At 38.3% G+C, this 26,998-nt stretch carries 26 protein-coding genes and 7 pseudogenes; 24 read left to right on the top strand and 9 right to left on the bottom strand.

The genetic code is table 11. The features are described 5' to 3' along the window. The 5 genes and pseudogenes from BM195_RS16930 to BM195_RS18720 all read left to right on the top strand — a co-directional run. Positions 1–316 (top strand): transposase (locus tag BM195_RS16930; protein WP_139224020.1); only part of this gene is annotated, 316 nt, incomplete at its 5' end. A 524-nt stretch (positions 317–840) separates the two neighbouring features. Further along, positions 841–1,569, top strand: a complete 729-nt coding sequence (locus tag BM195_RS16925) for a hypothetical protein (RefSeq protein WP_139224019.1) — start codon at positions 841–843, stop codon at positions 1,567–1,569. Positions 1,570–1,581: 12 nt separating this feature from the next. Further along, entirely contained in the window at positions 1,582–1,836 is a 255-nt protein-coding gene (locus BM195_RS16920; protein WP_090241211.1) for a hypothetical protein, read from the top strand. A gap of 227 nt (positions 1,837–2,063) precedes the next feature. Next, positions 2,064–2,243, top strand: a pseudogene (locus tag BM195_RS18725) (sigma factor-like helix-turn-helix DNA-binding protein); the annotation flags it as partial. 57 nt (positions 2,244–2,300) lie between these two features. Further along, positions 2,301–2,702: a sigma-70 family RNA polymerase sigma factor family protein gene (locus BM195_RS18720; protein WP_244535794.1), complete on the top strand. Its 402-nt coding sequence runs from the start codon at positions 2,301–2,303 to the stop codon at positions 2,700–2,702. 289 nt (positions 2,703–2,991) lie between these two features. Here BM195_RS18720 and BM195_RS16910 read toward each other — a convergent pair whose 3' ends face one another. Next, positions 2,992–3,486: a hypothetical protein gene (locus BM195_RS16910; RefSeq protein ID WP_090241209.1), complete on the bottom strand. Its 495-nt coding sequence runs from the start codon at positions 3,484–3,486 to the stop codon at positions 2,992–2,994. 360 nt (positions 3,487–3,846) lie between these two features. On the opposite strand from BM195_RS16910, the gene BM195_RS16905 reads away from it, so the two are divergent. From BM195_RS16905 to BM195_RS16875, 7 genes and pseudogenes are all read left to right on the top strand, one after another. Further along, on the top strand, positions 3,847–4,653 hold the full coding sequence (locus BM195_RS16905; RefSeq protein ID WP_090241207.1) for a helix-turn-helix domain-containing protein: 807 nt from the start codon (positions 3,847–3,849) through the stop codon (positions 4,651–4,653). 64 nt (positions 4,654–4,717) lie between these two features. Beyond that, a complete protein-coding gene (locus BM195_RS16900; RefSeq protein WP_090241201.1) occupies positions 4,718–5,083 on the top strand; it encodes a VOC family protein in 366 nt (121 codons plus the stop codon). A gap of 273 nt (positions 5,084–5,356) precedes the next feature. Then, the gene (locus BM195_RS16895) at positions 5,357–5,695 is read left to right on the top strand and encodes a hypothetical protein (protein ID WP_090241199.1); all 339 of its coding nucleotides are present in this window, start codon (positions 5,357–5,359) and stop codon (positions 5,693–5,695) included. 17 nt (positions 5,696–5,712) lie between these two features. Then, positions 5,713–7,176 carry a serine hydrolase domain-containing protein gene (locus BM195_RS16890; protein ID WP_090241196.1) on the top strand — a complete coding sequence of 488 codons (1,464 nt, stop codon included), beginning with the start codon at positions 5,713–5,715 and terminating at the stop codon, positions 7,174–7,176. Between the two features lie 89 nt (positions 7,177–7,265). Next, positions 7,266–7,448, top strand: a pseudogene (locus tag BM195_RS16885) (VOC family protein); the annotation flags it as partial. Between the two features lie 131 nt (positions 7,449–7,579). Then, on the top strand, positions 7,580–7,885 hold the full coding sequence (locus tag BM195_RS16880; RefSeq protein ID WP_090241192.1) for a TIGR04104 family putative zinc finger protein: 306 nt from the start codon (positions 7,580–7,582) through the stop codon (positions 7,883–7,885). Between the two features lie 101 nt (positions 7,886–7,986). Continuing rightward, complete coding sequence (locus tag BM195_RS16875; RefSeq protein WP_090241190.1) at positions 7,987–8,220, top strand: hypothetical protein; 234 nt, start codon at positions 7,987–7,989, stop codon at positions 8,218–8,220. A gap of 228 nt (positions 8,221–8,448) precedes the next feature. Here BM195_RS16875 and BM195_RS16870 read toward each other — a convergent pair. From BM195_RS16870 to sda, 5 genes and pseudogenes are all read right to left on the bottom strand, one after another. Further along, a pseudogene (locus tag BM195_RS16870) lies at positions 8,449–9,292 on the bottom strand (tyrosine-type recombinase/integrase). 170 nt (positions 9,293–9,462) lie between these two features. After that, positions 9,463–9,798, bottom strand: a complete 336-nt coding sequence (locus BM195_RS16865; protein WP_211772934.1) for a hypothetical protein — start codon at positions 9,796–9,798, stop codon at positions 9,463–9,465. A 771-nt stretch (positions 9,799–10,569) separates the two neighbouring features. Next, positions 10,570–11,151: a YkgJ family cysteine cluster protein gene (locus BM195_RS16860; protein ID WP_090241188.1), complete on the bottom strand. Its 582-nt coding sequence runs from the start codon at positions 11,149–11,151 to the stop codon at positions 10,570–10,572. 14 nt (positions 11,152–11,165) lie between these two features. Continuing rightward, complete coding sequence (locus tag BM195_RS19240; RefSeq protein WP_139224018.1) at positions 11,166–11,363, bottom strand: SEC-C metal-binding domain-containing protein; 198 nt, start codon at positions 11,361–11,363, stop codon at positions 11,166–11,168. A gap of 700 nt (positions 11,364–12,063) precedes the next feature. After that, entirely contained in the window at positions 12,064–12,204 is a 141-nt protein-coding gene (gene sda / locus BM195_RS16850; protein WP_139224017.1) for a sporulation histidine kinase inhibitor Sda, read from the bottom strand. Between the two features lie 361 nt (positions 12,205–12,565). Between sda and BM195_RS18715 the strand changes: the two are divergent. The 4 genes and pseudogenes from BM195_RS18715 to BM195_RS18710 all read left to right on the top strand — a co-directional run bounded on the left by BM195_RS18715 (position 12,566) and on the right by BM195_RS18710 (position 15,283). After that, positions 12,566–12,952 (top strand): annotated as a pseudogene (locus BM195_RS18715) (DUF3231 family protein). A gap of 33 nt (positions 12,953–12,985) precedes the next feature. Then, positions 12,986–13,523, top strand: a pseudogene (locus tag BM195_RS16835) (DUF3231 family protein). A gap of 189 nt (positions 13,524–13,712) precedes the next feature. Beyond that, positions 13,713–14,735 (top strand): DUF3231 family protein, encoded by a 1,023-nt coding sequence (locus tag BM195_RS16830; RefSeq protein ID WP_090241178.1) that lies wholly within the window; start codon positions 13,713–13,715, stop codon positions 14,733–14,735. Positions 14,736–14,820: 85 nt separating this feature from the next. Then, positions 14,821–15,283 (top strand): annotated as a pseudogene (locus BM195_RS18710) (hypothetical protein). Positions 15,284–15,474: 191 nt separating this feature from the next. On the opposite strand, the gene BM195_RS16820 reads toward BM195_RS18710, so the two are convergent. Next, positions 15,475–15,933, bottom strand: a complete 459-nt coding sequence (locus BM195_RS16820; RefSeq protein ID WP_090241176.1) for a MerR family transcriptional regulator — start codon at positions 15,931–15,933, stop codon at positions 15,475–15,477. 171 nt (positions 15,934–16,104) lie between these two features. Between BM195_RS16820 and BM195_RS16815 the strand changes: the two genes are divergently transcribed. Continuing rightward, on the top strand, positions 16,105–16,956 hold the full coding sequence (locus BM195_RS16815; RefSeq protein ID WP_090241174.1) for an aldo/keto reductase: 852 nt from the start codon (positions 16,105–16,107) through the stop codon (positions 16,954–16,956). Between the two features lie 337 nt (positions 16,957–17,293). Here the strand turns inward: BM195_RS16815 and BM195_RS19235 are convergent, their stop codons facing one another. Beyond that, a complete protein-coding gene (locus BM195_RS19235; RefSeq protein WP_170848293.1) occupies positions 17,294–17,707 on the bottom strand; it encodes a VanZ family protein in 414 nt (137 codons plus the stop codon). 413 nt (positions 17,708–18,120) lie between these two features. Then, entirely contained in the window at positions 18,121–19,320 is a 1,200-nt protein-coding gene (locus BM195_RS16805; protein WP_090241170.1) for an IS110 family RNA-guided transposase, read from the bottom strand. A gap of 360 nt (positions 19,321–19,680) precedes the next feature. Between BM195_RS16805 and BM195_RS19230 the strand changes: the two are divergent. From BM195_RS19230 to BM195_RS16765, 7 genes and pseudogenes are all read left to right on the top strand, one after another. Then, positions 19,681–19,868: pseudogene (locus tag BM195_RS19230) on the top strand (hypothetical protein). A 1,404-nt stretch (positions 19,869–21,272) separates the two neighbouring features. Further along, positions 21,273–22,325, top strand: a complete 1,053-nt coding sequence (locus BM195_RS16790; protein WP_211772933.1) for a Bug family tripartite tricarboxylate transporter substrate binding protein — start codon at positions 21,273–21,275, stop codon at positions 22,323–22,325. Positions 22,326–22,395: 70 nt separating this feature from the next. Beyond that, positions 22,396–22,845 (top strand): tripartite tricarboxylate transporter TctB family protein, encoded by a 450-nt coding sequence (locus BM195_RS16785; protein WP_170848292.1) that lies wholly within the window; start codon positions 22,396–22,398, stop codon positions 22,843–22,845. Positions 22,846–22,860: 15 nt separating this feature from the next. Further along, positions 22,861–24,351 (top strand): tripartite tricarboxylate transporter permease, encoded by a 1,491-nt coding sequence (locus tag BM195_RS16780; protein ID WP_090241164.1) that lies wholly within the window; start codon positions 22,861–22,863, stop codon positions 24,349–24,351. Between the two features lie 167 nt (positions 24,352–24,518). Beyond that, positions 24,519–25,208, top strand: a complete 690-nt coding sequence (locus tag BM195_RS16775) for a FadR/GntR family transcriptional regulator (protein WP_090241162.1) — start codon at positions 24,519–24,521, stop codon at positions 25,206–25,208. Positions 25,209–25,278: 70 nt separating this feature from the next. Beyond that, the gene (locus BM195_RS16770) at positions 25,279–25,950 is read left to right on the top strand and encodes an aspartate/glutamate racemase family protein (protein ID WP_170848291.1); all 672 of its coding nucleotides are present in this window, start codon (positions 25,279–25,281) and stop codon (positions 25,948–25,950) included. 134 nt (positions 25,951–26,084) lie between these two features. Then, a complete protein-coding gene (locus BM195_RS16765) occupies positions 26,085–26,990 on the top strand; it encodes an NAD(P)-dependent oxidoreductase (protein WP_090241158.1) in 906 nt (301 codons plus the stop codon). The last annotated feature ends 8 nt before the right edge of the window (positions 26,991–26,998 follow it).

Here is a 26,998-nt window from a genome sequence, read left to right as displayed (position 1 = left end):
GGGAATTGATCGATTTCATCATCCGAAAAAGTTAGTTGCTTTTTCGGGGGTTGACCCCAGGGTTCATGAATCAGGAAAATTCAAAGCCACGCAAAATCGCATGACCAAACGCGGTTCCAGTAAACTGCGTCAAGCCTTGTATACCGCTGTTTTATGTGGTTTGCGTAAATCACGAAATACGAGACTTATCGCTTTTTATCAAAGCAATCGAGAAGAAGGCAAACCGCATAAAGTCGTAATGGGGGCGTGCATGAACAGGCTGATTCATTGGATCTTTTACATGCTTAAGCGAAAAGAAGCTTTTGTAGAAGCTTAGGAACAATACGAACAAATATTCTTTATTGCCTTCCGATTGGGAAGGCTATTTGTCGTTGCGAATTTATTGTATCATGTTCTTAGAAACTTTTTTAGTCTCAGGGGTTGACTTCTTGTTAGCTGGGATTGTGGCATAACTCTCTCCTTTACAATTAGATTTTTATGTTAAAATAAAAACAGATTATTTGGCTAATACCATATAGGATGGTTCTTAATAGCGGCATAATATATAGATTTCTCAAAATGAAATCGATATTCAATATCTTCCTACAAGGTTAGTGAATAAAGAGAACAGATGTAATGGTGAAAATTTACCTAAGTGAGCAATTATAATTTTAGTTACGGATAGTTTTTATTGCTTCCATCGACCAACATGACAGTCCACAAAAAGCATGTGGATCATTGAAAAAACACTAGGTACGCTAAGTAAAATTGTGCAAATGAAAAAGCCACGTCTTGTGGAAATATAGGTAAAAAAGGAGATCAATATGAATATTGACTTTAAACAGTTGGAAAAGAAATCCGTTGGAAAAGAAATTGGCAGAACAAAAAGTTTATGATGCATGGCAATATGTTAAGAGTCTGCATGAAACTTTAGGCTACATGTCAATGTCATACAACTTGCTAAATAAAATATATGAGCATCGAAAAATTGTATTAGAGTCTACAAAAAATGAAATATTCCATAATGCAATGGAAGAAGGAAATGCATCAATTACACAAGTTGAATTGAATAGAACAAATTTAGATATAGCTGGATATCAAATTGACGATGTTGCTTTTCTAAGAAAAACTACAATTGAGTTTTTCCATTATGCAAGGGTTAGTATGGATGTCTTGTTTCAAATTATTAATGCTGGATTGCTCGGTGATGAAGCATACCCTGTAACAGATAAGGGACTTCTTAAAAAAGTACTGTCCAAGATAAATAGTATATATGACTTTGCTAATTTGAAACAACAGTTATCTCAAATAAAAGATGATAATGAATTTAAGTATTTATCAGCTTTTGATAACTATATCAAACACATAAAGACTATACTGATAACAGTTAAAAACAGTTTTATGATCGGAAAAGTAGATGAATTTTATATTAATGAGTTTTGTTATGACAACGCATTTTACAAACAAGAGGAAGCATTGGTCAAAGTTAAGGAAATTTACGACTATGTCATAAATACAGTCGATAACATCTTAGAAGAAGTTCTAAATCAAGTGCCAAATTGTTTAGATAATAGTCAAAGAATTCAATAAATTAAATTTAAAATGCAAGTACAAAAGAATGAAAGTGGAGATAAAATAGATTTCATTACTTTTTATATTGAGATAGAAAATGATTTATCTGAATTACCGAGTGAGATCAAAGTATATCCGTTAATAGTAAAGCCGAATGGTGAAATTTATGGCTTTGACTTTAGATTTGACAAATTGTTTGTTAAGAGACGTAACACCAATAACGAAATGGAATCAATTGTTGGATGTGCTGAATTGAAAAATGGTTTAGAAACCAATGAGTTATAGAGTCTTTGAAGTAAAAGCAAGTTCATTTCCAGATTACATAAAATACCAATCTGAGTTTAATAATAGGACTCGGAAAATATCAATGAACTTTTATGCTATGGAAGGTCAAATAATAGCTTACGATAATAAGGAGTTCAAGTGATTACGTATTTCATAAATTAGGTTAACAAATAACTCTAATCACTGTCTCAATCTTCAGAAATCAGCGCGAAAGAGACGGGAAGTGTATGTTGGTCCGTGGCTACCCGAACCGATTCGGACATCTGAGTCGTATACGCTCGAAACAACAGTCGTCCACCGCGACCTGCTGTCTTACGCCATGCTCGTTGGAGCAGTTAACCCCGACAGAGCGAGCGGTTTTCATACTGCGTGAGGCGCTTGGCTTCGATTATTCCGAAATCGCTGACTTGCTCAGCAATCGAGAAACGAATTGCCGCAAGCCAATGAGCCGGGCGAGAAGCAAGATGGGAATATCCACGGAAGAACAGGTCAAGGCAGAACCGACCGATTTGGAATGGGTTAGCCGATTCATCACTTCTCTTGAGCAAGGAAATGTTGATCATGTATTGTCTCTCCTGAGTGAAGACGTCATGCTAGTTGCCGACGGAGGCGGAAAAATAACTGCATTCAAGCATCCGGTACAAACGCGCGATCAAGTGGCTCATATCCTGGCAATGACGCTCAGCAGCGCAAAGACTATTTATCAAAGTAATATCCACTTTGAGGTGGCTCCTTTGAACGGTGGGACGGGGATATTACTTCGTTCGATGGACGAAATTGTTGCTACCATGTTTATACATCTCCATTGCGGAAAGCTTGCCAGAATTTACGTCGTACGAAACCCAGATAAGCTTACCCGGATTTAGGTAGAGTGCAGTGGCAAAGTCAATAGATTAATTAACATTATTTACTTTTTCGAGTTCATTTCAGCAACTCCCGATCTGAACTTTTCAGACTGATGTCCAGATTTGTTTTAATTTTGACAAGCTCTGGATATCCAATGCAGAAAGCAGCAACTGTGTATTCATAAGAAATTTTATTTGTTTATGTTCTTCCATGAGGGGGAGGAACAAAGCAAGAGTTCTTTTTACGATGCTGGGAATATCATGTGCCTTTTTCTCATGTGCGCTCGAGAACGCGAAGAAAGCTGGGTTCTCATGACTTGGTTACTCGTTGTTGACCCCATGGGCTTCGGTATTTTATCAAAAAATAAATCATGAACAAGATCAGGATCAACGCACCGCCGTCAGTCACAGTGCTCGGCAAAATACCCCAGAAGCCGTACGCTTCGGCAGCAGCTGTCCACATGGATGAAGGAATCATTACGAACCCTGCTGCCTGAGTGATATTAACGGTGAAGACGGTCCACCACAGTGTATGCGATCTGTTAAACAGTGACAGCATACCTAACGCATTACCGAGAATATAGATGCAGCCGACAATGCGAAAGCCTGTTGTGAAGCCTGATGCTTCAGCAGCTGGATCAGCAACACCTTCCATACGCATCATCGTCTCGATCAAAGCAGTGTTTACAATAACGAAATTATGCAATGTAGTGCCGATGGTAAAAACCAACGAGCTCAAGGCAATGGCCAGTTGCAATTTTCGAGTGGCAAGAGTGGGGTTCAGTTCATCTTTAGCTGTACTCATTCGTCTATAGCTCCTTTTTTAGCAATTCTGCTGCAAACCATTCCAACCATTAGAGCCCAACTTGTAATAAGTCCATAAAAGTTGTGGTCCGCTTCTAAATAGTCTTATGCATACATTATGATGAAGGAATGATAGTTTTTCAATAGGAATTGATCTCACGCCACTCAAAATAGCAATCTAAAAGAAATCGTCATTCAATATTAAAGTTAAAGTGTGTGGGGGTAATGCAATGAATTCACATACGGTAATCAGAGGGCAGGATGGTTTACAGTTGACTCGTGTAAACGTCAAAGTCAACGATGAGTACTTTATGTGCAAAAATTATAAAAACGAATCTGGATTAAGATAGGGGAGAGGATTATGTCGCAAGATCATGAGAGGACGGAGTGGGAGGCAGCCGTGGAGAGGGTGCTGGAATATATTCATCACCATTTGGATGGTCCGATAGCTTTGTCCGATCTGGCCGCCATCGCTTCCTACAGTCCGTACCATTTAACCAAAATTTTTAATAAAGTAACAGGCATATCTCCCCTTTACTATATTTCCGCCGTCCGCATTCAGAACGCCAAGACGCTTTTGCTGAACACCAATTTGACGATTCGGGATATTTGTCTGGATGTCGGTTACCAGAGCCTGGGATCCTTCACTTCGTCCTTTATGCAGAAAGTCGGCATGACCCCGGCTCAATACCGTGCCCAGTCACGGCAATTGCACGAATACCACCATTCCATGAAAGTCCATCGTGCAAAAACAAGTATTCCATACGGCAGCGATGGTTCCGTGGTTTGCGGATGGGTAACAGGGGTGGAGCAGCTTGATGAGGGGATCGTGTTAGTCGGGTTATTTAAAAAGCCTGTACCGGAGGGGTTGCCCGCCTATTTTCAATTGTTGAAAAAAGATGGTTTTTATCGTTTGGCAAATATTTGTTCCGGCACATATTATTTGATGGCGTCATCGATCGCGAAGTCCAAGCATACAACGAACAGGGAAATTCTTCACAATTCTTTATACGCAAGATGGGGAGAGCCTTTCGCCTTCGACCAAGGCTTTCATATCAGGGAAGGAATTGATCTGGCGTTGCGGCCGAGACGAAACACAGACCCGCCGATACTGGTCTCTCTATCATTATTGATGAAAAAATACATTCAACAGCGCAATTCAGGATAAATGAGTGTGAATGAAATTGGTTATAATGAAACCGAAATCAAATAAAGAAAGGAGAATAAGTGACATGGGAGAGGAAGGGAAGATTATATCCGCCGATTTAACCGTCGAGCATGCAGAGCAGGTGCGCGAATTTTATAAAAAGGTGATCGGTTGGGAGCACAGTGAAGTCAATATGGGAAATTATAGTGATTACATGATGACAACCAAAGAGGGGACTCCTGTTGCCGGCATTTGTCATCAGTCGGGAAGCAATGCGGGGTTGCCTCCCGTATGGCTGACTTATTTTCAAGTGAAAGATCTGGACTATAGCTTAAAGATGTGCCGTGAGCTTGGTGGGAATGTGCTGAGAAAACCGGAAGGCTCGGGGTGCGGCAGCTTTGCCGTCATTGAGTATCCAGAAGGAGCCGTCTGTGCATTAAGTCAAATATAAAAGGCAGTGTAGGAAGTCAGTAAGTTGCATCTCTTATGGAATCCTTACAGGGTTCCTCTTTTTCTGTTCTGAGTGTACAAATTCTTATATTTCACTTGCTCTATCCCGAAATAAAAACCTTGGCGTATTGCAAGAGTGTTTTTATGAAGGCCTCGGACTGCAGGGATCAAGTGACTATTGATCCACAGTCGAGGGGCTTCAATGAAATTTCATCATCTGATGGTGCCTTGCCAACGGCATGAGTGTCTAAATATAAATGAAAGGACGATATTGATGCCAATTGCTTTTTTCCATGCCAGTAAAGATTTGAAAATCAGCAAAAAACAGTGTGAACGGATGCTCGAAGACTGGGCGACGGCTGCCAGTGTTGGTAAAGAATATTGTACAATTAACGTAGTCGAGAATATCATGCAGGTTGGAGCAAATTATAAATTGATGGTCAAGCTTTATCTTCCAAGCTTATGGGAAGAGAATAACGTGAGAGAAATACAAAGATTTCTATTTCAATCGATATATGATCAATTGGAGATAGAGAAAGAAGACATATTCATCATGACATCCATAATTCAATCTGGACACGTGATGGACAAAGGAAAATTAGAGATATGGTGAAAAAAGGAGCTTAAATAATGTGTAAAAAAACAGGTGTTTTTCTACTGATGATCATGATTTTCATAAATTTATTGAATGTACCTTTATCAACCCAGGCTGCTGAATCGCTCGATCCATCAGGTGTTGAAGAATATGTTGCGAATTATATCGAAAAAAACGGACTGCCTGGTGCAGCCATTGTAGTCGTAAAGGATGGGAAAGTACTATATGAAAAAGGATTTGGTCATGATTCTGACGGAAAACCACTGACTGCAAAGTCTAAGATTGGTATTGCTTCTGGTACGAAGCCATTTACTGCATTTGCTGTTTTGCAATTGGTTGAGGAAGGGAAAATGAAACTGGACGACCCAATTGTAAATTATCTTCCAGAACTAAAACTGGGTGATGAAAGGTGGAAACAGGTGACTGTACGTCAATTGTTGAGTCACACATCCGGGCTGCCTAATCCTGCCATTGTAGCCCCAGCAAATACGTTAAAAGAAGGTGTAGAACGTCTTCGTGATTGGAAACTGCAATCTGACCCTGGAGAAAAACATTTATATAGTAATGCAAACTACTGGACATTAGCTTATTTGGTAGAACAAATTAGTGGGAAAGAATTTAATGACTACCTGAGACAAAATGTATTCTCACCGCTCGGAATGAATGATTCCATCTCAGCAGTTCGCTCCGGGGATATTGTAAAGGAATTCGGAATATCTCGAGGATATGTCACGCTATATGGTACGGCAATGCCATGGACAGAACTTGAAAAAATGTTCAGTGGTTCAGGAAGTATCTTTACGACAGCTAGTGATATGGGAAAATGGCTATCTATGCATACGAACGAGGGGAAAAATGAAAATGGAGTACAATTATTATCCCAAGAGCTGCTGAAAGAGTCATATTCACCACAACCTGGAAGTGAAATATATGGGTTTGGCTGGTCTTTTAGCTCTCCAAATATTAAACCAGCTCGAATTTCTCATAGCGGTTCAATATCTACTTTCCAATCTCAGCAAGATATCGTTCCAAGTAGCGGCTATGCAGTTGCCGTTTTACTCAATAGCTTCACTACTACATTCGAACATGCATATGAGATGAGTTCAGGAATTATACAATTGACGGAGGGACAAGCACCCGAATTGAAAGCTCCAACACCTAAAATCATTGATTGGTCACTTGGTGGTATCACATTGATTTACTTGATTTTAGGTATCATAGGAATACGGAGAAGTAAAAAATGGTCGTATAAACGCAAACAACATCCAGTTTGGAGATTCTATCTGCGTTTGATTCCACAATTGATACCTGTCGTGGCAATCGGCTGGTTGTTATTTATTGTTCCGACACTAAAGGATAATAGTTCAACGATTATTGATGCGTTTGGTCTTTTTCCAGCTGCGATGATCTTATTGGCGATCGTTTTCATCATTGGATTGGTTCTTACCATTTTGAGAGTCTATTATCGAATAAGGTTAAGCAGAAATGGAGGATTGTGAAGAATTGGGCACTATGGTGCGGTTAGCGGGCAGCGCACACAGCGCCGGTTCATTTTGGTGAAATTGCTAACAGGCAGAAAATAATGAGAGGCTCCCAGACGTCTGTGCCTGATCTGTCAATTGAAGTTGATGACCTCGACGATGCGCTAACTCGCATAAAAGAAGCAAGGATTCCAATTGAGTATAGACCAGCTAAGGAGCCATGGTGGGTTCGGCGATTTTATGTAAGGGACCCATTCGGGAAGCTTGTCAATATTCTTAGCCATTTGTAAATGAATGATTTAACAGGTGGTTTAAAAAGAACGGTATTAAAGTATAAAGATCTTCCGCAATCGGGCGCAGTAATCGAATAAGAGTACACCCCTTTGAATCGGGCCAGGTTTTAAAGTAAGGAGTGATTAAAATGCCAACTTGCCAGAATTGCAACAACAAGTGGAGTTGGAAACAAACTATCAAAAAAACCACTACATTGAATCCTGCAATAAATTGCCCTTATTGCGGGGAAAAGCAATATCAAACACAAAAATCAAAAACCAAAATTAGCTTTTTGACTGTTATGATTTTACTGCCACTGCTGATTAACATTTTCTTTGATATTCCAGGAGCCATCTTGCTCAGTCTATTTCCTGTTTTATTCATTATTGCTATGCTTTTATATCCGTTTTTAGTGGAAATAAGTAGCAGAGAAGAATATATTAACTTTTTTTAGAGATAAGCAGTAAAAAGTTTATTCCGTCATCGAGCACTTTAATCAAACAAATTAAGTCTGTAATAATTTTTGGATAATGCTATTGTTAGGAGGTTTTATTAGTGTTCAACTTTCCAAAAGTATCAATGATTAGATTTCCTAAATTGATTATTCATTCCATTCTATTAACAATTGTCCTTACATTTATATTGTTGTTTGCTGGTGACATAGTTGGATGGTTTCTTGGAAGACTTGTTGAAAATAACACAGGTTACGCAACTTTTTTCGTGCTGATTTGGGCGTTCTTTGCTTTACAAAGCGAAAAATATAGAAAGCAAGGTAACGCTGGTTCCTGAATTGTGCCCCACCTAACACTAATAAAAATGTGAGGTAGTAGAGTTATCATAAAAAGCTATTAAAAATAACTTAGAGCTTCCGTTAACGGGCGCTTTTCTTGAATAAGAAATATAAAAATAGCCTGTATCCTAGATTATTGGGTAATCTAGGATACAGACGTTACATTTGGGTAATGCCGTTTTTATTTCGGTAAAAATTATTGCTGATTTTCCTCAATTTGACCCGATTCAAAAATATTTACTATAAAAATCATGTCTCAATTTCCCGCTTAGATGAGCATAAATCCTCGTGGTCTCACTCTTTTCATGACCAAGAAGGCTTTGGATTACTTCAAGGGGTGCACCGTTGTCTACCATGTGTGTAGCATAACTGTGCCTTAATTGATGGGGGTGAATTGTTTTTTTAATTCCAGCACGGTTTGAAATACGTTTAACAATGTATCTCAAACTGTCTACACCCATACGCCTCTTGGGTTTGCGTTCCGTGACAAACAAGCAGGGTTCGTCATCGTTACGTTCATCCAAGTACCTTTTTAACCAAATCGCACAGCGTATATTAAAATATACTTCTCTTTCCTTATCGCCTTTCCCATGCACAATCACCGAGTTCCCAGCAAAATTAATATCATCTTGATTTAATTTTGCGATTTCTCCGATCCGGCAACCAGTTGAATAAAAAAAATTCAAATAAAGCATTCTCCATTGGTGTGTGGCAACCTTCTCGAAGATGCTCAATCTCATGTTCAGAAAGAAACTTCGGAATTCGTTTGCCTAACTTAGGTTCTTTTAATTTAGCAGCCGGATTTTTTGAGATAAAACCTTCCTCATGTGTCCATTTAAACAATGACTTAATGAATCGTACACGATGACCCAAACTGGATGGCTTTAAATGTCCTCCAGCTTCGCCCAGGTATTGTTTCAGATTTTCCGTTGTAATATCGTTCATTCTGATATCACCGAAATAACGTTGTAAAAGCTCACATTGAAAGCCATACATCTTCAAAGTAAGAAGAGAATAACCTTCGATTCTTTTATCAGACTGGTAATTCTCCCATGCTTTCGACAACAACATGTTTTTCACTCTCCCACACTATGAATCAATTAATTTGATTCTAGTATGGTCTTTTCACACAATTTTTATTCAACAATCGAATAAGCCTTGAGTAATCACGAAAATTTCGGAACAGTGACCTGAATAGTTAATCATGACTTGCATTTTTAAAACAGCATGCAAAATTCATTCTATTTTTTAGCGTGCTCGGCTTCTATTTCCTTACTCAGCTCAGGAAATTGTTTTTTAAACGATTTTACCATCTTTGCAGTTTTACTAAACATGTACTTTTTTACTTCACCATATGGAATCCATATTTCTCTATCCCTAATCTGTTCATATAGAGATGAAATAACTGTATCACGATGGTGTGGTGGAAGTTTTCTTGTTGTACGAATTTCCTTCATTTTATTGTGATATAAATTATAAAGTTCAGGAACAATCCAATTCTTTTGACTCTCTTTCAATTGAGAAAAACGTTTATTTGTTTGAAGAAGCTTCCCATTCACTTTTATATGATTTTTCATCAAGAACAGTCCTTATTTTTACTTTATTGCCATTGTTCCTATTCCATTAGATTACCTATTTAATGTTAACACAATTATATGACTCAACTTCAGCACACTATTGTTCGATTAAAACGCCCGTTCGGAAAATGATTTATACTATTGTTGTTAAACTAATGATTAGTTTGAATAAAACAAAAAATTCCTCAGTAATCACAGTATAAATGATAGCAATATGTTATAATAAAATACAATAGACCGGCTTCGCATGAGGGGTTTGGTAGCACTGTCGATCTGCCGTTAGTCTTCGTTGGGAGACTTCCCAGGGAGGGAGGTGCTTGCCAATGGATTTTGTTGATACTCTGACGCTGATGATATCCTTTGGGATGTTAGTGGTGTTCATTATGTCTGACAAAAACCATAAAAAATAACCCCTCAAAAATGCGTTGTGGTAGCGCCGAGGGATTATTTTTCCTAGATGCTGCCTAGCCCCTCTTGATGGGGTTTGGTCTATTGTGCCGTAGACGGTATAACGTCTGCGGCTTTATTATTATATGAACTTCTATATACAGTATACCTGATTTTGCTAAAAAAGAAAACACCAACTGTTACTTTTGTACAAAAAGACCTTACAAGCTAGCAGTTTATTAATCATTTTCCTCCCTGTGTTATTCAACAACTGCACCCTTTAGTTGAAGATCAACACTTATGCCAGTAAAGGACTTTTTTGTCCAGTAAACAACTTTTTTGAACTTTATTGTAATGGAACATGTATAGGATTACTAGTTAACCCTAAATAGTGTTAAATCCTTTCAAAGTATAATAATCAGCCTGTTTTATTGGTCTATCAAAATTCACTGTATCGTCATAGTGATTATATTGTGCCTTTTTTTCACCCGTTCTTTCATAAATAATCTTAAACCAATAATATATTGGATACGTTCTCAAATGTGCTATTTCTCCATCTGGTGTTTTCATATTGATAAAAGATAAAGCTTCTTCTTGTTCGTGATCAACAGATGGCGTTTGTTTTGCATGTTGCTTAGATTCAGGAATAAATTCACATATTTCGGTGTTACTATGTTTATGAGCATTAACATGAGCAGTACCATGACTTCTACAGATAATAGGTCGTGAATCATAAACCATACATGCTTTTGTCTCGGGATTTAATAAAGGACAAGGGAAACTATTACGGCGAATTTTTCCATGATATTCATATTGTTTACCCATAATAGATGCATTATTATGAGCATATTTTTCAAGGTTATTCCATACCTCTGGATTTTTTTCTTTTAGAAAATCACATTGAGCTAAGGCACGATCAAACACTTCTTTCACAATATCTTCATTCCAGTTTTTCATTTCTCTCATAATAAATTCAAATTCTATTCAGAAATAGAAAAGTCATCATAACAACAATTAAAACATCCTTTATGACAAGGTGGTATATATCCTGTTGATTCTTGATAATCTTTAACTTTATTATCAATATTCGTATATATGTTAATCAAACGAGCTGCTCTTGACTCTGGGTGAACATCACTATGACATATTTTGTACTTTTTTCCACTTCCACAAAACAAGGATCATTTCTACCAATTTCTTTGGCCATACCTTTTACCCCCTACTAATCAGATCATACTGTTACTTAAATTTTATTCCTTTCAATGCCCCTACAATGGTAAATTGGACGCTGTCCTTTATTCCGGAAGTGCGCACGTCTCTGGAACTACTACCTTAAATTAAGAAAGAAAACTTCTGATTCTTGATGATGCCGATTCGTATTGTTTTTCACCACAGTAAGGGCAGTTTAACCTGAATATCGTTTTAATTGTATGCTCCCAAGTCCATTTTACCTCATAAGCCCCTAAATGGACTTGGACATAGTACCTCTCCGTTTTTCAATCCCCTAAATTAACCCAAGAGTGATTCCGTTAAGTGGCCCTTATATATGAAACGGGTGTCAAGACTTATTCCGGAATAGCGCCCGATGATTGAACAAGCATTTTCTTGAAAATCTAATCATTTATTTCATATATTAATGTGTCAAATAATTCACCATCAGTATAAAGTAACATAGCCCATTCTCCTGACTCTGGTATTTTTACTGTTGATGGTGTATGTGCATCTGCACCATTGTTTGGTCCACCAAGAGTTTTTGTCCATCCATCTGTTAGAATTTGATGAACAGTTCCTGTTTCTTTATGAAAACTAACAACCGTTAAAATTCTACGTTCTCAGGATTTTCAATTCCCCAAAGATGCCACATCCACTTTTGGCTATTTAAACTTGGCATATCAACACCAATAACAAGCCGCGTGGTTTCATTTCCTTTTTGATTAGCCTAATAAAATCTGAGCCTAAATTTAATGCCTTTGCTTGATGATAAAATTCAATGAGCAAGGCATCAGATAAATTGTTCATCCTGCACATAAATTCTTAATCAGACATTCTTTTCCATTTTACTTCCCAAGCATGCTTTTGGGCAACCCATTTAAGAATTTCCTTTTCATCGATTGTTAATGTTGATTACGCTTATTTTTAAATTCACGAACAAAATGTATGTAGTTTCCTCAAAATCGTTCATTATTCCCCTTCGACCCTGCCTTTTTTCTTAGGATATAGTAAACATTATACAAGCGAGTCATCGGCATCATCAAAATTCATACGTGCATATATAATAGTGGATTGCAGAACTATCATTTTACAGATTGAGGGATGTATATCTTCTGGAGGGGGGTGAAAAATATGACAAGCATGAAATAAATAATGAAGGGTGATAGGCATGGATCAAACACAACATAATCCGAGACTGAATTCCTCGGAGTTTTCACAACTCTGGACAAGTTATATGCAGGATAGTATGACCATTTGTACAACGAAATACTTTATGCAAATCGTTGATGATGCTGATATTCGTCCGGTTATTCAACAAGCCTTGACGCTTGTTTAAGCCCGTATTCCCAAACTCACCGCACTTTTTCAAGCTGATAATCGTCCCGTTCCGTTTGGTTTTTCTGATCAAGACGTGGATTTACAGGCGCCGCGTTTATTTTCGGATGAATTTATGCTAAACAACATCAAACAGACCGCTCAAATGGCGATGGAAATGAATGATCAGGCGATTGCCTTATGTGCACGTCAAGATGTTCGAGATTACTTTTCTGAGTGACTACAGGAAGCCACTCAACTACATGACGAGGCTATGAATAATGTATTGTTGTCGAAAGGTATTTATGTTCGAGCTCCGTTTATGGAATCGCCAGGTCAAGTGGATTTTGTGACGAAGCAAAGTTTTTTGGCGGGATGGTTCGGGGAGAAAAGGCCATTGCTTGGTCTAGAAATCGCCAATCTTTATGCAAATACCCAACGAAATGCGCTGGGTTCGCATTTATTAACCGGTTTTAGTCAAGTCGTTAAATCTAACAAGGTGCGGCAATATTTTAAACGGGGAAAAGAAATATCATCGAAACATGTGCAAATCTTCACGTCGACACTAGAGAAAAATAATCTTCCGGCTTCAATGCTTTCAGATGAACCAATTACCGACTCAACTGTTTCACCATTTTCAGATAAGTTTGCTGTTTCAGACTCTAGGACTGAATCAGATAGGTATTGCTTATTATGGAACAAGTGTATCAACTGCATTAAGGCACGATTTAGCAGCTCTTTATCCACGTCTTATGGCAGAAATTGCTAAATATACGGAAGATGGAGTGAATCTTATGATTGAAAATGGCTGATTGGAAGAACCACCACGCATGATTGACCATGATCAATTAGCCAAAAAGTAACTGGGTATACGCCAACAATGTTAATTCTGGAGGGATTAAATGACAGACCATTAAGTTAAATTGGGTCTGGGGAAATTGCAAAACTTTGGACAACGTATTTATCCAGTAACGAATGATAAGAGTTAGGAGGATGTAAACATGACCAGTTCAGACCATCTGTCAATTTCAGGGGCAGAATTAGGAACACTTTGGATGGGTTATCAAAACAAGACGATGAACATGAGGTTTTTGGAATATTACATTGAAAAAGCAGAGAATCCGGAAGCCAAAGATATTTTAGAATCCTATTACAACAAGGAAAGTGAACATGTAGATACACTGATAAAAATATTTCAAGACGAAGGGGCTGTTCTGCCAGTTGGTTTTACTGAAAAAGACGTAGAACCTGGTGCGCCTCGTTTATTCGATGAAATGTTTGATATCATGCACTTGCGTATGATTACAGCCATCAATATGGGACTTTTCACAGTACATCTATCCATAGCTTATAGGGATGACATAAGAGAATTGTACCAGCGTTTTACGGCTGATGCTCAAGAAGCTTTTGACCAAACAACAGGTTTTCTGTTGAAGAATTCGGCAATTCCGCGTCCGCCATATGTTCCAATGCCAAAAAACGTTGAATTTGCACGTAATAAGCAGTATATGTCCGGATTTAATTTGTTAAGTCATAAAAGACCTTTAAACACTGTTGAAATTGCCAATCTTTACCTTGCTTTGGAGTCCAATACGATAGGTTCGACACTCATGACCGGTTTTGCCCAATCAGCGCAAAATAATGATGCTGCAAACATTTTCTTTGATGGAAAAGAACTTGCGAAACAAATTGTTACCACGTTAAGTGATGTTTTGCGTCAAAGTGATTTACACACTCCTTCTATATGGGCAGGTACAGCAACCGATTCGACCAATGCTCCTTTTTCAGACAAATTGATGATGTACCAAACCAGTGTTTTTGGCAGTTTTGGTCTGACAAGCAATGCTATTGGTTCGGCATTTAGTTTACGAAGCGATTTACCTCTAAAATTGGCGAAAATCGCAAAAGACGTCTTCACTTTCTCTAAAAACACCGGACAGATCATGATTAAAAACGGTTGGATGGAGGAACCTCCTCAAGCACAGGACAGAACGAAATTATCAAAAGGGCAGAGAAACAAATAAAGACATAAGAGTTGTCAATACTGTCGTTGTCTTTATTACAGGAAGAAAAGCAAAAATAACATCTGCGATAATTTGGATTGGTAATATGAATCGAAATAATAAGTATGAAAAACTCTTTTGGAGTATTGCGTTACTGGGTTTTGGCCAAATTTTAAACGGTAAGTTCCTTAAAGGATTACTTTTTATTGCATTGGAATTTCTGATTAACGTTCAATCTAACTTTAACGAAATCATTATATCAAGTTTTCATGGGAAATTGAAAAAGCAATTCAACAAACGAATTATGGCTGGTTGATGTTCTATCCTTGTCTGTATTTCTTTGCGATGTGGGATGCCTATAAAGATGCAGGCGGTGGAAAAAAACCATATTCCTTTTAACCTTTTGTATTTTCAGCCTATTTTGTGACCGTAGGAACCATTTATTCATCTAAACTTACACTATTTGGGTATTGTTGGGGCCAATTTGGCTTCCAATATTAAGTGTCATTCCAGGGTTGCTTGTTGGATTTTTATTACAGAGGATTATCAGAAAAAAGCTGATTATTTAGTGTCAGCTTTTTTATTATTATTAAGTATTCCACAACCTTAGAATATGGTCAACTATTCCGTTAAAGGACGCAGTAATTGAATAAGGATTGCGCTTACATGGATTATAGAATAAATTGAAAATGATAGTCGTCATTCTCAACGAAACGAGGGTAGAATATTTCTACCCCCTGTTTCTTCATATGGGTATTTTCTAGGACGGCTGCGATACTATCTTTTTCCGGAATGCTGGACCACCGTTCGCGTCCTTCCGATTTTTTTCCCATTTGCTGGGATTAGTTGTGTCTGGGATGCGGTGTTCCAGAATGGCCTGATATTGTGTGGTTTTTTGTTCCAAATGGGAGACGCGCCGCTTGGCTTCTTCGAGCTGAACGAGCGCCGCTTCTTTATACTCCTTTATAAGTGCGAAGCGCTGCGGGACGGTCGAATCACCCTCGAGGCAGAGGTCGACGTACGTTTTGATTTTTTCAATCGGCATCCCGGTCTGCTTGAGGCATTTGGCGCCATACAGCCAGTTGATCGATTCTTCGTCGAACAACCGGATATTATTCTTATTGCGCGATACGCTTGGCACCAACCCTTTATCGGTATAAAAGCGTACAGCGTGCTCGGTGAGTCCCGTTATCAGGGCGGCTTCTTTGACCGTATGCATGTGTAATCCTCCTTGAAAAAAATATTAAAAATCGCTTGCCTTCGTGTAACACGAAAGCGATATGCTTATTATAAAGCAAATCGGCCGTAAGCGGAACCCCAGCTGCGGTACCCGATTCCCGGGATTTGCGGCCGTTTGCTATTTTATATTTGAACAATGGGAGGAATTAAAATGCAAACTGTAACATTGAACAACGGTGTGAAAATGCCGATCATCGGCTTCGGTGTCTATCAAATTCCCGATGCTGAAGAATGCGAGAATGCGGTATATGAAGCGCTGATGGCCGGTTACCGCCTGATCGACACCGCCGCCGGTTACCTAAACGAGGAAGCGGTCGGACGCGCGATCAAACGCAGCGGCGTATCGCGCGAAGAGCTGTTCATCACAACCAAGCTTTGGATTCAGGATGCCGGCTACGAGAGTACCAAGCTGGCGTTTGCCAAATCCTTAAAAAAGCTGCAGCTCGACTATCTCGATCTGTACCTTATTCACCAGCCATTCGGCGATTACTACAGCGCGTGGCGCGCGATGGAAGACCTGTACCGCGAAGGCAAGATCAAGGCGATCGGTGTCAGCAACTTCCTGCCTGACCGTCTAATGGACCTCATCGTGCATAACGAAATCGTGCCCGCCGTCAACCAGGTCGAAACGCACCCGTTTTACCAGCAGATCGAGAGCGCCGCTTTTATGAAAGAGCAGGGAGTGCAGCACCAGTCGTGGGCGCCGTTCGCTGAAGGACGCAACAACATGTTCGGCAACGAGGTGCTGACCTCGATCGCGGAAAAACACAACAAGTCAGTCGCCCAGGTCGTGCTGCGCTGGCTTGTTCAGCGTGAAGTCGTTGTTATTCCAAAATCGGTGCGCAAAGAACGGATCGTCGAAAACTTCGATATTTTCGATTTTGAGCTGGACGCGGAAGATATGGAGCGAATTTCCACCCTCGATAGGCGGGAAAGTCTTTTCTTATCGTACCACGACCCGGAAGTCGCCAGGAATATGGGTGAATTGACCGTCGATCTATAATCTTTGATCGAACCGTAAATTCATCAAGCGATATCCTCATATGCATAAAGGAAGAGGGTTCTCCAAAAGCCAAGCGGTTTTTGAGGATACCCTCTTTTTTTTACAGGCGCGATTATGGAATAAATTAGCTTATTTGTTAATTTTACCTGTTGGAGGGAAGTAATAGATAAAAAGTGTTCAATTGTATCAAGCAGATACTGTTAAATTCAGTTTAGCAGTTACAACTTAAAGGTGCAGTTATGTTGAACAAGGGTTTGGTATTTTTACTTTAACTTAAAACGCTATTTAACCAAACTCCTCATTCATAATTTCCACTTCCAGATAAACTAGAATTACCCTAATAAACTCCGAATGTATTTTCAAGATATGGTGTGATCGTAATGTTAAATACCCACGCTATGAGAAACATCAACAAAGATAATCCCACAATGGACAATCCCATAGAAACCAAATTCTTTCTTGAAGTATTCATACGTTCGCTTACTTTGTATGAGCAGTAGCCAATTGTTGCACCCATTGTATTTACAATAATATCCTCTGTATCAAAGCTTCCTAAATAAGTTACCATTTGAACAATTTCCATACATAGAATAAAAAACACAAACAAGCTAATAAACTTAAAGTATGTTTTAAAATGATTTTCAAACACCATCGGCACAAGTATTCCAAATGGAATAAATACTAGAAGGTTGCCTAGAGCAAAGATCCAGATTTTGATAATATCTATTGAAAAATGTTTAGGAAGCCACAAGGGATCCGAACAGGTATTAACGAATATCGATATTCGTTAAACCTGCGAACTGCGGACGTCTATATCCGAAAAACATGAAGTATACCAATACAACTATATAAACGCCCAAGAGTATAAATAGATACCTCTTTTTATTTTTTGGTTGTTGTATCAACTTTCAAATCACTTCCCTAGTCTATAAATTCAAATTTATCGAGTTGCACATTATATAAAATAAACGGCTTAAAATATATTTAAAAACAACTTAAAAGCAGCAATCAAATAATTGTCCTGATCTTCCGCAATACCAGCCAATAGTTGTCAACATTCAAGGCTAAAAAAGTTAAAAAAACATGTTACACTAAAAATTGAGCATACCAAATACCCTTACCGTTCAACCGATAAGGTTTCGGAATGTTCATAATTTTAGTAACTTAAGGATCTACAAAGACTTCCTGACGTTCTAACATGGCATGGATCCAGTGAACGAGTTTATTGGCACAGGCAATCACAGCAACCTTGTGTGGTTTGCCCTCGTTTCTTTTGCGATTGTAAAAGGCTATAAGTTTCTTGTTTCGGTTTTTGGCAAGACCGCATTGTACAGCCGTATAAAGGGCCTGACGCAATCTTGATGATCCTCTTTTCGTGATGCGGTTGATGGATGCTTTATATTTGCCTGACTCAAAAACACTCGGATCTAGTCCCGCACAGGCAGCCAGTTGCTTTGGGTGTTCGAACTGATCGATTCCCCCGATTTCGGAGATGATTGTTGCCCCAATCTTTTCTCCGATACCAGGAACCGATTGGACCACGTCATAGTCTTCAAAGGTCTTAGCCAGGGCATCTATTTCTTTTTGTAATTTGGATAGGTGTTCCTGGTATTGAAATAGCATTTGAATATACATCTGCAGGCTCACAACGTGACCATAACAAACAGGGTGTTGAAAGGGATTACGATTCGCTGCAGCCTTTAATTGAGCTGCTTTATCCAAAAACCATGCATGGGAACGCCTTGTCCCGAATTGACGCATCTCATCGGCCAATGTCTGCTGGGAGACTTTTTGAACATCCGTAGCAGTCGGATAGTGCAGTAAGGTGTTTAACGACAACTTGCCACAAAGATTACTGAAAACCTTATGATATTCTAGGAAAATATGGTCCACAGCAGCCTGAAACTGCAGTTTTATTTCAACATAGCTATCTGTTAAAGCGCTGTGTTGCCTGGTTAATTGCCGCAGATTCAGGTATTGCTCGGTTTTCCTCTGAAATACTTCCAGATCTTCTTTGTAATACAACTCCCCCAGATGGAAGGCATCGATTTTATCCGTTTTCACCTTACGCAGACTCGTTTTCCTGGCCTCATAAGAAACCACTGGATTGATCAAATAATACGTTATAGCCTGATCCTCCAGAAATTGAAGCACAGGCTCATGATAGTGCCCCGTGGATTCAAAGATGACAGCCGGAGGTTGTCCTGAAACCTGTTCCACTTCCTTATAAAACTGATAAAAAGCGTGAAGTCCTTGTAGATGGTGTTCAAATTTAAAACTTTTCTTATAAGGTTTTTTCCTTTGTAAAAAGGCTTGGACCTGGCTTTCTTCTTTTGCGACATCCAGGCCAATGACAGGATTCATAGTAATCAAAACTCCTTTAATAAATTCGCCGGTACGCCCCTGACATCCCTTGTAGTTTCATAGCTTCGCTTGTTATGCGGGATCGCGTCCCAACCAGCCTCAAACATGCTTCTACAAGGAGGGGGTGGACTGTATTGCGGACGGGATCCAAGTCCCACGGGCGCCAGCGTCCTACCCCGACTACCTCAAGGATAAAACCTATTAAAATAGGTCAGCCAGTACAATGACTAGCTGACCATATAATACGAAAGGGCGCGCTTCCGGAATAAACAGCAGCGCCCAATTTGCCATTGTGGGGTCATGTTGCGGAATAATGTATGTTAAAATTCAGATATTGTGTGAATTAAGGAGCTATCAAATATGTCCACAGATGTTATAACCATAGCAGCTATATTTTCTATCGTTATATTGATTGCGGTGTCCCGAGAGGCTGTTAAACCTTCAAAAAAGATAACAGACGAAAAATGATAACTTTATTGTCTGCAGGATCCTTATCAACGCTAATTATTACCATTTCACTTTTTCAAAACCTCCCGTTTATCCGTTAACGGGCGCGTTTGTTTAAGAGGTAATGTGAAAGAACTTATGTGAGGTTTAAAACCTCACATAAACCTCACAAATTTCAATAAAAACACGAAAATGAGTGAAAGCAATTTCGTATTTTAATGTTCCCAATAATACAAAAGGATAGAAATTAGGGACCTACAAAATCCCAAATAAAACAGTCAAGTACGGGCGGCATGTTGTAAAACGCCTCCTATTAAACCTGATATGACAATGATTTGTGACCACAACTTAAAGTTGTGGTCACAATTTTGCTCACAAAACATTTTTGGACTTAAAAATTGGTGATTGTTTTCATTAGATTACTGAATTTTTCAGAATCTCTTTTCCTTACAGATTGTGTTGTATGCAAATATATTTGTTTGGTGGTTTTGTCCTCTGAGTGACCTAATCTTTCCATAATACGTTCTAGACTAACGCCAGCCTCGGCCAATAAACTTAATGCGGTCTTCGCAGGGGTACTTGCAGGGACCATTGTCGCATCGGTCATGACCATTTTTGATCTGTCATTGCTGAACATTTTGAGTGGCCTGTGGGGACTCCTCTTGAACGTCAGCATCTGTGTCATCGGAAGCTTCATGATGGCCGTAAGCGAGACAGAAGAAACAGAATCACGAGAAGTTATTGGCATGTAGGTTTATCGGGGAACTTTCCCCGGTCGGGTTTACACCCGGAGAAGTAACCGAAATCTCATGAATTTTGTCGAACTTAAATAATCAATTGGAGCCACTGGCTTAAATACAACTGGTGGCCTTTTTTATTATCCCTTTAATTGAGAACTACACTTTTAAACAATGATAAAGCAATATACATTGCTTTGAAAGATTTGTGAGTGTCTTGCCGGAATATTATATTCTATAAATCAGTGTTTAATTATAAGAAAATTATTATGGAGGTGACTAACTTTGAGAAGGTTATTGTGAATATATATTTCAATAATTTTTTAAATTAATAAAAAAATTATTGACTAACAAATACATTTTATGTATATTTTAAACATCAACACAATTACATTGAAGGAAGTGGATTAACTTTTAAATATTTATTATGTAACCGATATCAAGACACTTGTTAGTTGAAACTCTTGGTTAAACATTCCACAGAATTTAATTTAAATTATTGATAGCGATTACATATTTGACCAGGTTAGTTAGAAGGATTATTAAGTGAAGGGGGTTAGAATCAAATCAATTGTTGATAGTTTAAAAGAAAGGAGTTAAAAGTATGAAGGTTAAAAAACTCTATATAAATAACTGTAAAAAAAGGAAAGAAGGCGTTGTTGGTGATTTATAGTTAATTTACTACTAATTTGTAATATTAAAACCTTTATCAAATTCTTGATATATCGGTGGTTATTTCTGAAATCTAATTTATGGAGGAGGATGAAGATGTTAGACGTAATGTTTGGGAAGAAGAGATTTGTAACAATAACCTTGTTGGCACTTTTACTACTCTTAGTAGCTTGCAGCAACCACACAAGTGGTACGGAATCTGAGGGCGAGGGGAATAATGATAGTGCAGAAGCAGAAAACGCGGAATCCGGCTATCCGAATAACGACATTAATGTTTTGATAGGATTTGATCCTGGTGGAGGAAGCGATCAATTAGCTCAGTTAACGCAACCTTATCTCCAAGAATATCTTGATGCTAATTTTGTTAATGAATATAATCCCGGAGCTTCAGGAGCAATAGCCTGGACTAGGCTAGCACAACAAGCGGAGAACGATGGATACACAATTAGTGTTACACCATCGCCTCAAGTTGTCTCAAATTATATTTTGAACCCCGAACTTGATTATAGGCTAGATGAATTAGAGCCAATCGCAAATGTTGTAACAGATCCAGGTGTAATTGTTGTGCCAAATGATAGTCAATTTGATACTTATGAGGACTTTGCTAATTATGTTGAAGAAAACCCTGGTGATCTAACCGTTTCACATTCAGGTGTTGGTGGGGATGACTTTTTCACTACACTCAGGTGGATGAATACAACTGGCTTAGAAGTTGAAATGGCTCCTTACGATGGGGATGGACCATCGTGGCAAGCAGCAGCTGGAGGAGATGTAGCGGCTAGCTTTAACAACCTTGGTGTAGTTTTTTCACAAGTTAACGAAGGAAACTTAAAAGCACTAGCTGTTATGAGTGAAGAAAGAATGGATTTATTACCGGATGTTCCTACTCTAAAGGAACTAGGTGTGGATTTGGTGACTGGTTCTTCTCGTGGCTATACTGCACCAAAAGGCATACCCGAAGATGCAAAGCAAGAATTGTATGAGGCCTTCGAACAGTTAAGTGAGGATGATGAGTTTAAAAAATCTCTAGAAGAAGTCTCGCTCCCAGTTGATATTAAAATTGGGGAAGAATATATTAATTATCTAAATGAACAAGAAGAAACAACTTCAGAGATTTGGGATGAAGTAAAGGATGAGTATGAGGGATAACTCGCTGGATTTATAGAAAAATATGGAGGAGGAAGGTCTCTTCTTCTTCCATCCCATAAGGGGGGTTAAAATGTCAATATTATTAAAATATACAATTGCAAGTGGATCGATTCTGGTTTTCGTATCTATTTTTTTCATAGAATCACTAAAATTGCCAGATACTGCTGCAAGGTTACCTCAAATTGTAATAGTTTTAATCGCTATTCTTGCTATAGCGATGTTTATTCAAGCTTTTATTGAGCATAAGAAAGCGACTAATACAAATGAGCAGGTTGAAAAAGAAAACATAAATGTTAAGCGAGTATTTCTTTTTGGGATTTCAATTGCATTATATATTTTTTTCTTAGATATTATTGGCTATTTTATCTTAACACCAATTTTTAGTTTCGGAGTATTTATGTATTTAAGAGCGACTAATGTTATATTAGCCTTTATTTTATCTATAGGGTTTACAGCTTTTGTTTACGCGGTATTTAATTTGTTTTTAAATATACCGATACCGATGGGGGTATTGTCCTAGGAAGGGGGGACTAAAATGAATGAAATTATGCTGGGCCTAGCAAATGTGTTATCAATTACAAGTATCTTAGCTATCATTGCTGGGATGAGTCTTGGTTTATTTGTAGGTTCAATGCCTGGTTTATCTGCAACAATGGCAATTGCAATACTTTTACCGCTTACATTTGGAATGGATCCTGCAACGGGAATTACTATGTTGACATCTTTATACATGGGTGCAATGTACGGTGGGTCTATATTAGCTATTTTAGTTAATACACCTGGAACGCCTGCTGCTGCGGCAACTGTATTAGATGGATATCAGATGACTGAAAGAGGGCAGGCTGGGAAGGCTATGGGCATTTCACTCACTTCTTCTCTTGTTGGTGGTATTATAAGTGGTATAGTTCTTTTGACTGTTGCTCCTCTTTTGGGACAGGTAGCTCTTGCAATTGGTGCCGTGGAGCTATTTGCGATTGCTGTCTTAGGCCTGACAATTATCGGTTCTCTTTCCACAGGCTCTGTTATAAAAGGTCTTTTATCAGGGGCAATAGGTGTATTAATTTCCTTAATAGGAATGGATCCCATTACAGGATCTACTCGATTTACTTTTGGTAGTGTATATTTGTTTGATGGAATATCTTTTGTCGTTGCTCTGATTGGTCTTTTTTCAATTCCGCAGGCTTTTAAATTAGTAGAAAAAGATAGTGAGAAAGTAAAAGCAAGTAAAATCAAGGGAAAAATGTTGCCCACATGGAAGGAAATAAAATCTTTTAAAATGACCTTGGCGCGTTCGGGTGTGATTGGTGTATTTACAGGGCTTATCCCTGGCACTGGAGGAGATACAGCGAGTTGGTTTAGTTATAACGAAGCTAAAAGATTTTCGAAAGAAAAGAACAAATTCGGTACCGGTCACCCTGAGGGGTTAGCGGCACCAGAGGCGGCAAATAATGCAGTAGTTGGCGGTGCTCTTATACCTACCATTACCTTAGGAGTACCTGGAAGTTCAACCACAGCTGTATTACTTGGAGCTCTAATGATACATGGGATTATGCCGGGTCCAACATTAATGTCTGAGTATGCAGATGTAACATATACGTTACTTTGGGCGGTGTTGATTAGTACCCTGTTCTTGTTTGGCTTAGGTCTTCTGTACACTAGATTAGCTGTGGGAGTTACTAAAATACCTAGCAAGATATTAGCACCTATAATTGTGTTAATGGCTGTAATAGGGACTTTTGCTGTGAATAATAGTATGGCTGATGTCATGATTATGTTTACATTTGGAATTGTTGGTTATTTCATGGACAAGTTGAATATATCAGTAGCACCACTGGTTATAGGGATGATACTTGGAGCAATGCTGGATACCAGTTTACATCAATCATTAATTATAGGAGATGGAGATTGGTTAGTATTTCTTAGAAACCCTACTTCAGCAATACTTTTATTTATTGCACTAGTGTCGATTATTCAATCTACTCCATTATTGAAGAAATCTATTAATCTGTTCAAAAAGGAAGGTTAATCGAAATAGTGTAAAAAATTTTGGATATATAGTCGGCTTTAGCCCATTTCTACTAGTTTTGTGCTCACACTGAACAATCAGATTAGGGGGGGTTAATTAATTGAGTGATTGACATATAATACATATGATGTATTATATAAAAATCATTACAATTTGGAGGAATTCCAATGTCAAAAATTCAATATCGGCAACTCCTAGATGAAATGACAAAAAAGATCGAAAGTCAGGAATGGGAGGTTGAATCTAGGCTGCCAACAATAATTGAACTAGCTTCTCAGTATAATGTAGGGATTTCTACAATCCGTGAAGTTTTTCGAACTCTTGAATCCAAAGGATATGTAAACATCCAACAAGGAAGAGGGACATTTGTAAGCTATGATCCTTCAATGCAATTCACAAATGTAAGTCGTAAAACTTTCATGAAGTTGTTAAAGTTGATGGAATTTCGACTTATGACAGAACCTTTGTTTGCAAATGTCGCAGCAAAACGAGCCTCTAATCATGAAATCGAAATGATTACGGAGTCTTCGGAAATAATGAGTGAATTGGCTCAAACTTTTAAGTCAACAGACGAAGAAGACAATAGATTTCATAGGCTTATTGTTGAATCAACTCATAATGAGTATGCCATAAAAGCTTACTTAGATTTACAGGAAGAGTTGAAACAATTGCGCACCTACACAAAAAGTCCAGGAATGATTGAAAAAGCAGTGCATTATCACCAAGAGATTGCTAAATCAATTGCTAAAAGAGATTCAGATAGTGCAAGAATGTATATGGAGTCCCATATGGATGCAACCAATAGTGAATTGGCAATGTTTGTATTATCTGAAGTTAACATCGATGATGATGTTTGATTTTCGGACTAAATGATATTAGATATTAACAATGTCCATTTATCTACACTTAGGAAGAGGAGAGGTTGATATGAAAATTGGTGTGATTCATGCAACATGTAATGCTGTGCCACCGTTAAATGAAGCTTTTAAACAAACGTTACCGGATGTTACCTTATTGAATTTTGTTAATGAGAATATCCAGTACTACGCAAATCAAAATGATGGTATTGATGACCGATTATATCGAGATTTTGCCAGAATCACCTTTGCTGCACAGGACGCTGGGGTGGATGCAATCATCGTAGCATGTACAGTTCTGACACCTTATGTCAATGTTATGAAACCTTTTATATCAGTTCCAATATTGGCAGTCGATCAACCGATGTTGGAAAATGCCGCTAAAAACTTTAGAAAGGTGGGTGTGGTCGCAACCAACGCGCCATCTATACCAGCGACAAAAGCTCAAATTGAAAAGCTCGCAAAAGATTTTGCTAATGAAATAGAGGTGGATACTGAAGTCAGCACACAGGCGTTCACGGAACTAAAAGGGGGAAATGAAACAGAGCATAATCGTCTTAACTGTGAAGCGGCAGCTAAATTGAAAGAAAGAGGTTGCGAAGCGATTGTTCTTGCGCAGATTACCCAGGCATCCGCGAAAAGTGAAACAGAAACACTTGGACTACCAGTATTGACAAGCCCAGGAGAAGCAGTAAAAGCAGTCTCTCAAACAATTGAAGGTAATCAGCCCATTGATAATTGAATAATGCAGGGGATGATCCGACTATTAAAAGCAACTAAACGCATAATTTTAATAAGTGTTTATTTGAAGTTATAAAGCGAAAAATAGTTTAGAACTTATACAAACAAAATATAATTTAAAAGGAGAGTATAATCGTGAAAGTAAGTTTTATTGGTTTAGGTGTAATGGGGATGGGTATGGCTTTAAACTTAGCAAAGGGTGAACAGAAAAATGAGTTTGAGTTTCTTGCATGTGATGCAAATCTAGAAGCATTAGAGCAATTCAAGGAAAAAGGAATTAACACAACAACTGACATCACGGATACAGTAGATAGTGATTATATATATCTTTGTTTACCTAACTTAGACATTGTAAAAGAAGTAGTGTTAGGCAAAAGTGGTCTTTTAACTCATTTAAATCCAGGTCAAACTATCATTGACTTTAGTACAATAAGCTATCTAGGTGCAACGGAAATTGCTGAAACCTGCAAAGCAAATGGTGTTGAATTTTTGGATTGCCCTATCTCTGGACAACAGGCAAAAAGTATGGAAGGAACACTTAGTATCATGTGTGGCGGTAATGAAGAAGTATTTAATAAAATTAAACCTATGCTGGACAAGATGGGGACACAGGTGCTTTACATGGGTGAGAACGGATGTGGTCAGCTCACAAAAGTAATTAATAATTGTGCATTAAATATTTGTGTGGCAAGTTTTAGTGAATTAATGCCAGTTGGTGTCAAACTTGGTCTAGATCCCGAAAAACTCGGTGATGTGTTAATTACAGCTACAGGGTCAAGCTTTGCTTCAAAAACATTGGTTCCGAAGGTTTTAGAAGGGGATTTTGAACATGGGTTCTCACTTGATAAAGCTTATAAAGATATGGAAAGCATCAATGAAGTTTTAGTGAAACATGAGATTCCACTACCAACATTAAGTGGCACAATGCAATCTTACCAATTGGCTTTACAGGGAGGGCAACGTGATTATTACAAACACGCAATGATTCGCTTTTATGAAGATTTACTAGGTGTACAGGTTCGTAAGGAAGGCTTTGAATAAAGAAAAAA

The organism is Lentibacillus halodurans, assembly GCF_900112045.1.
Classification (GTDB): Bacteria; Bacillota; Bacilli; order Bacillales; family Amphibacillaceae; genus Lentibacillus; species Lentibacillus halodurans.
The sequence above is the reverse complement of the archived record's forward strand: the minus strand, read 5'-3'. Positions and strand labels throughout refer to the sequence as shown.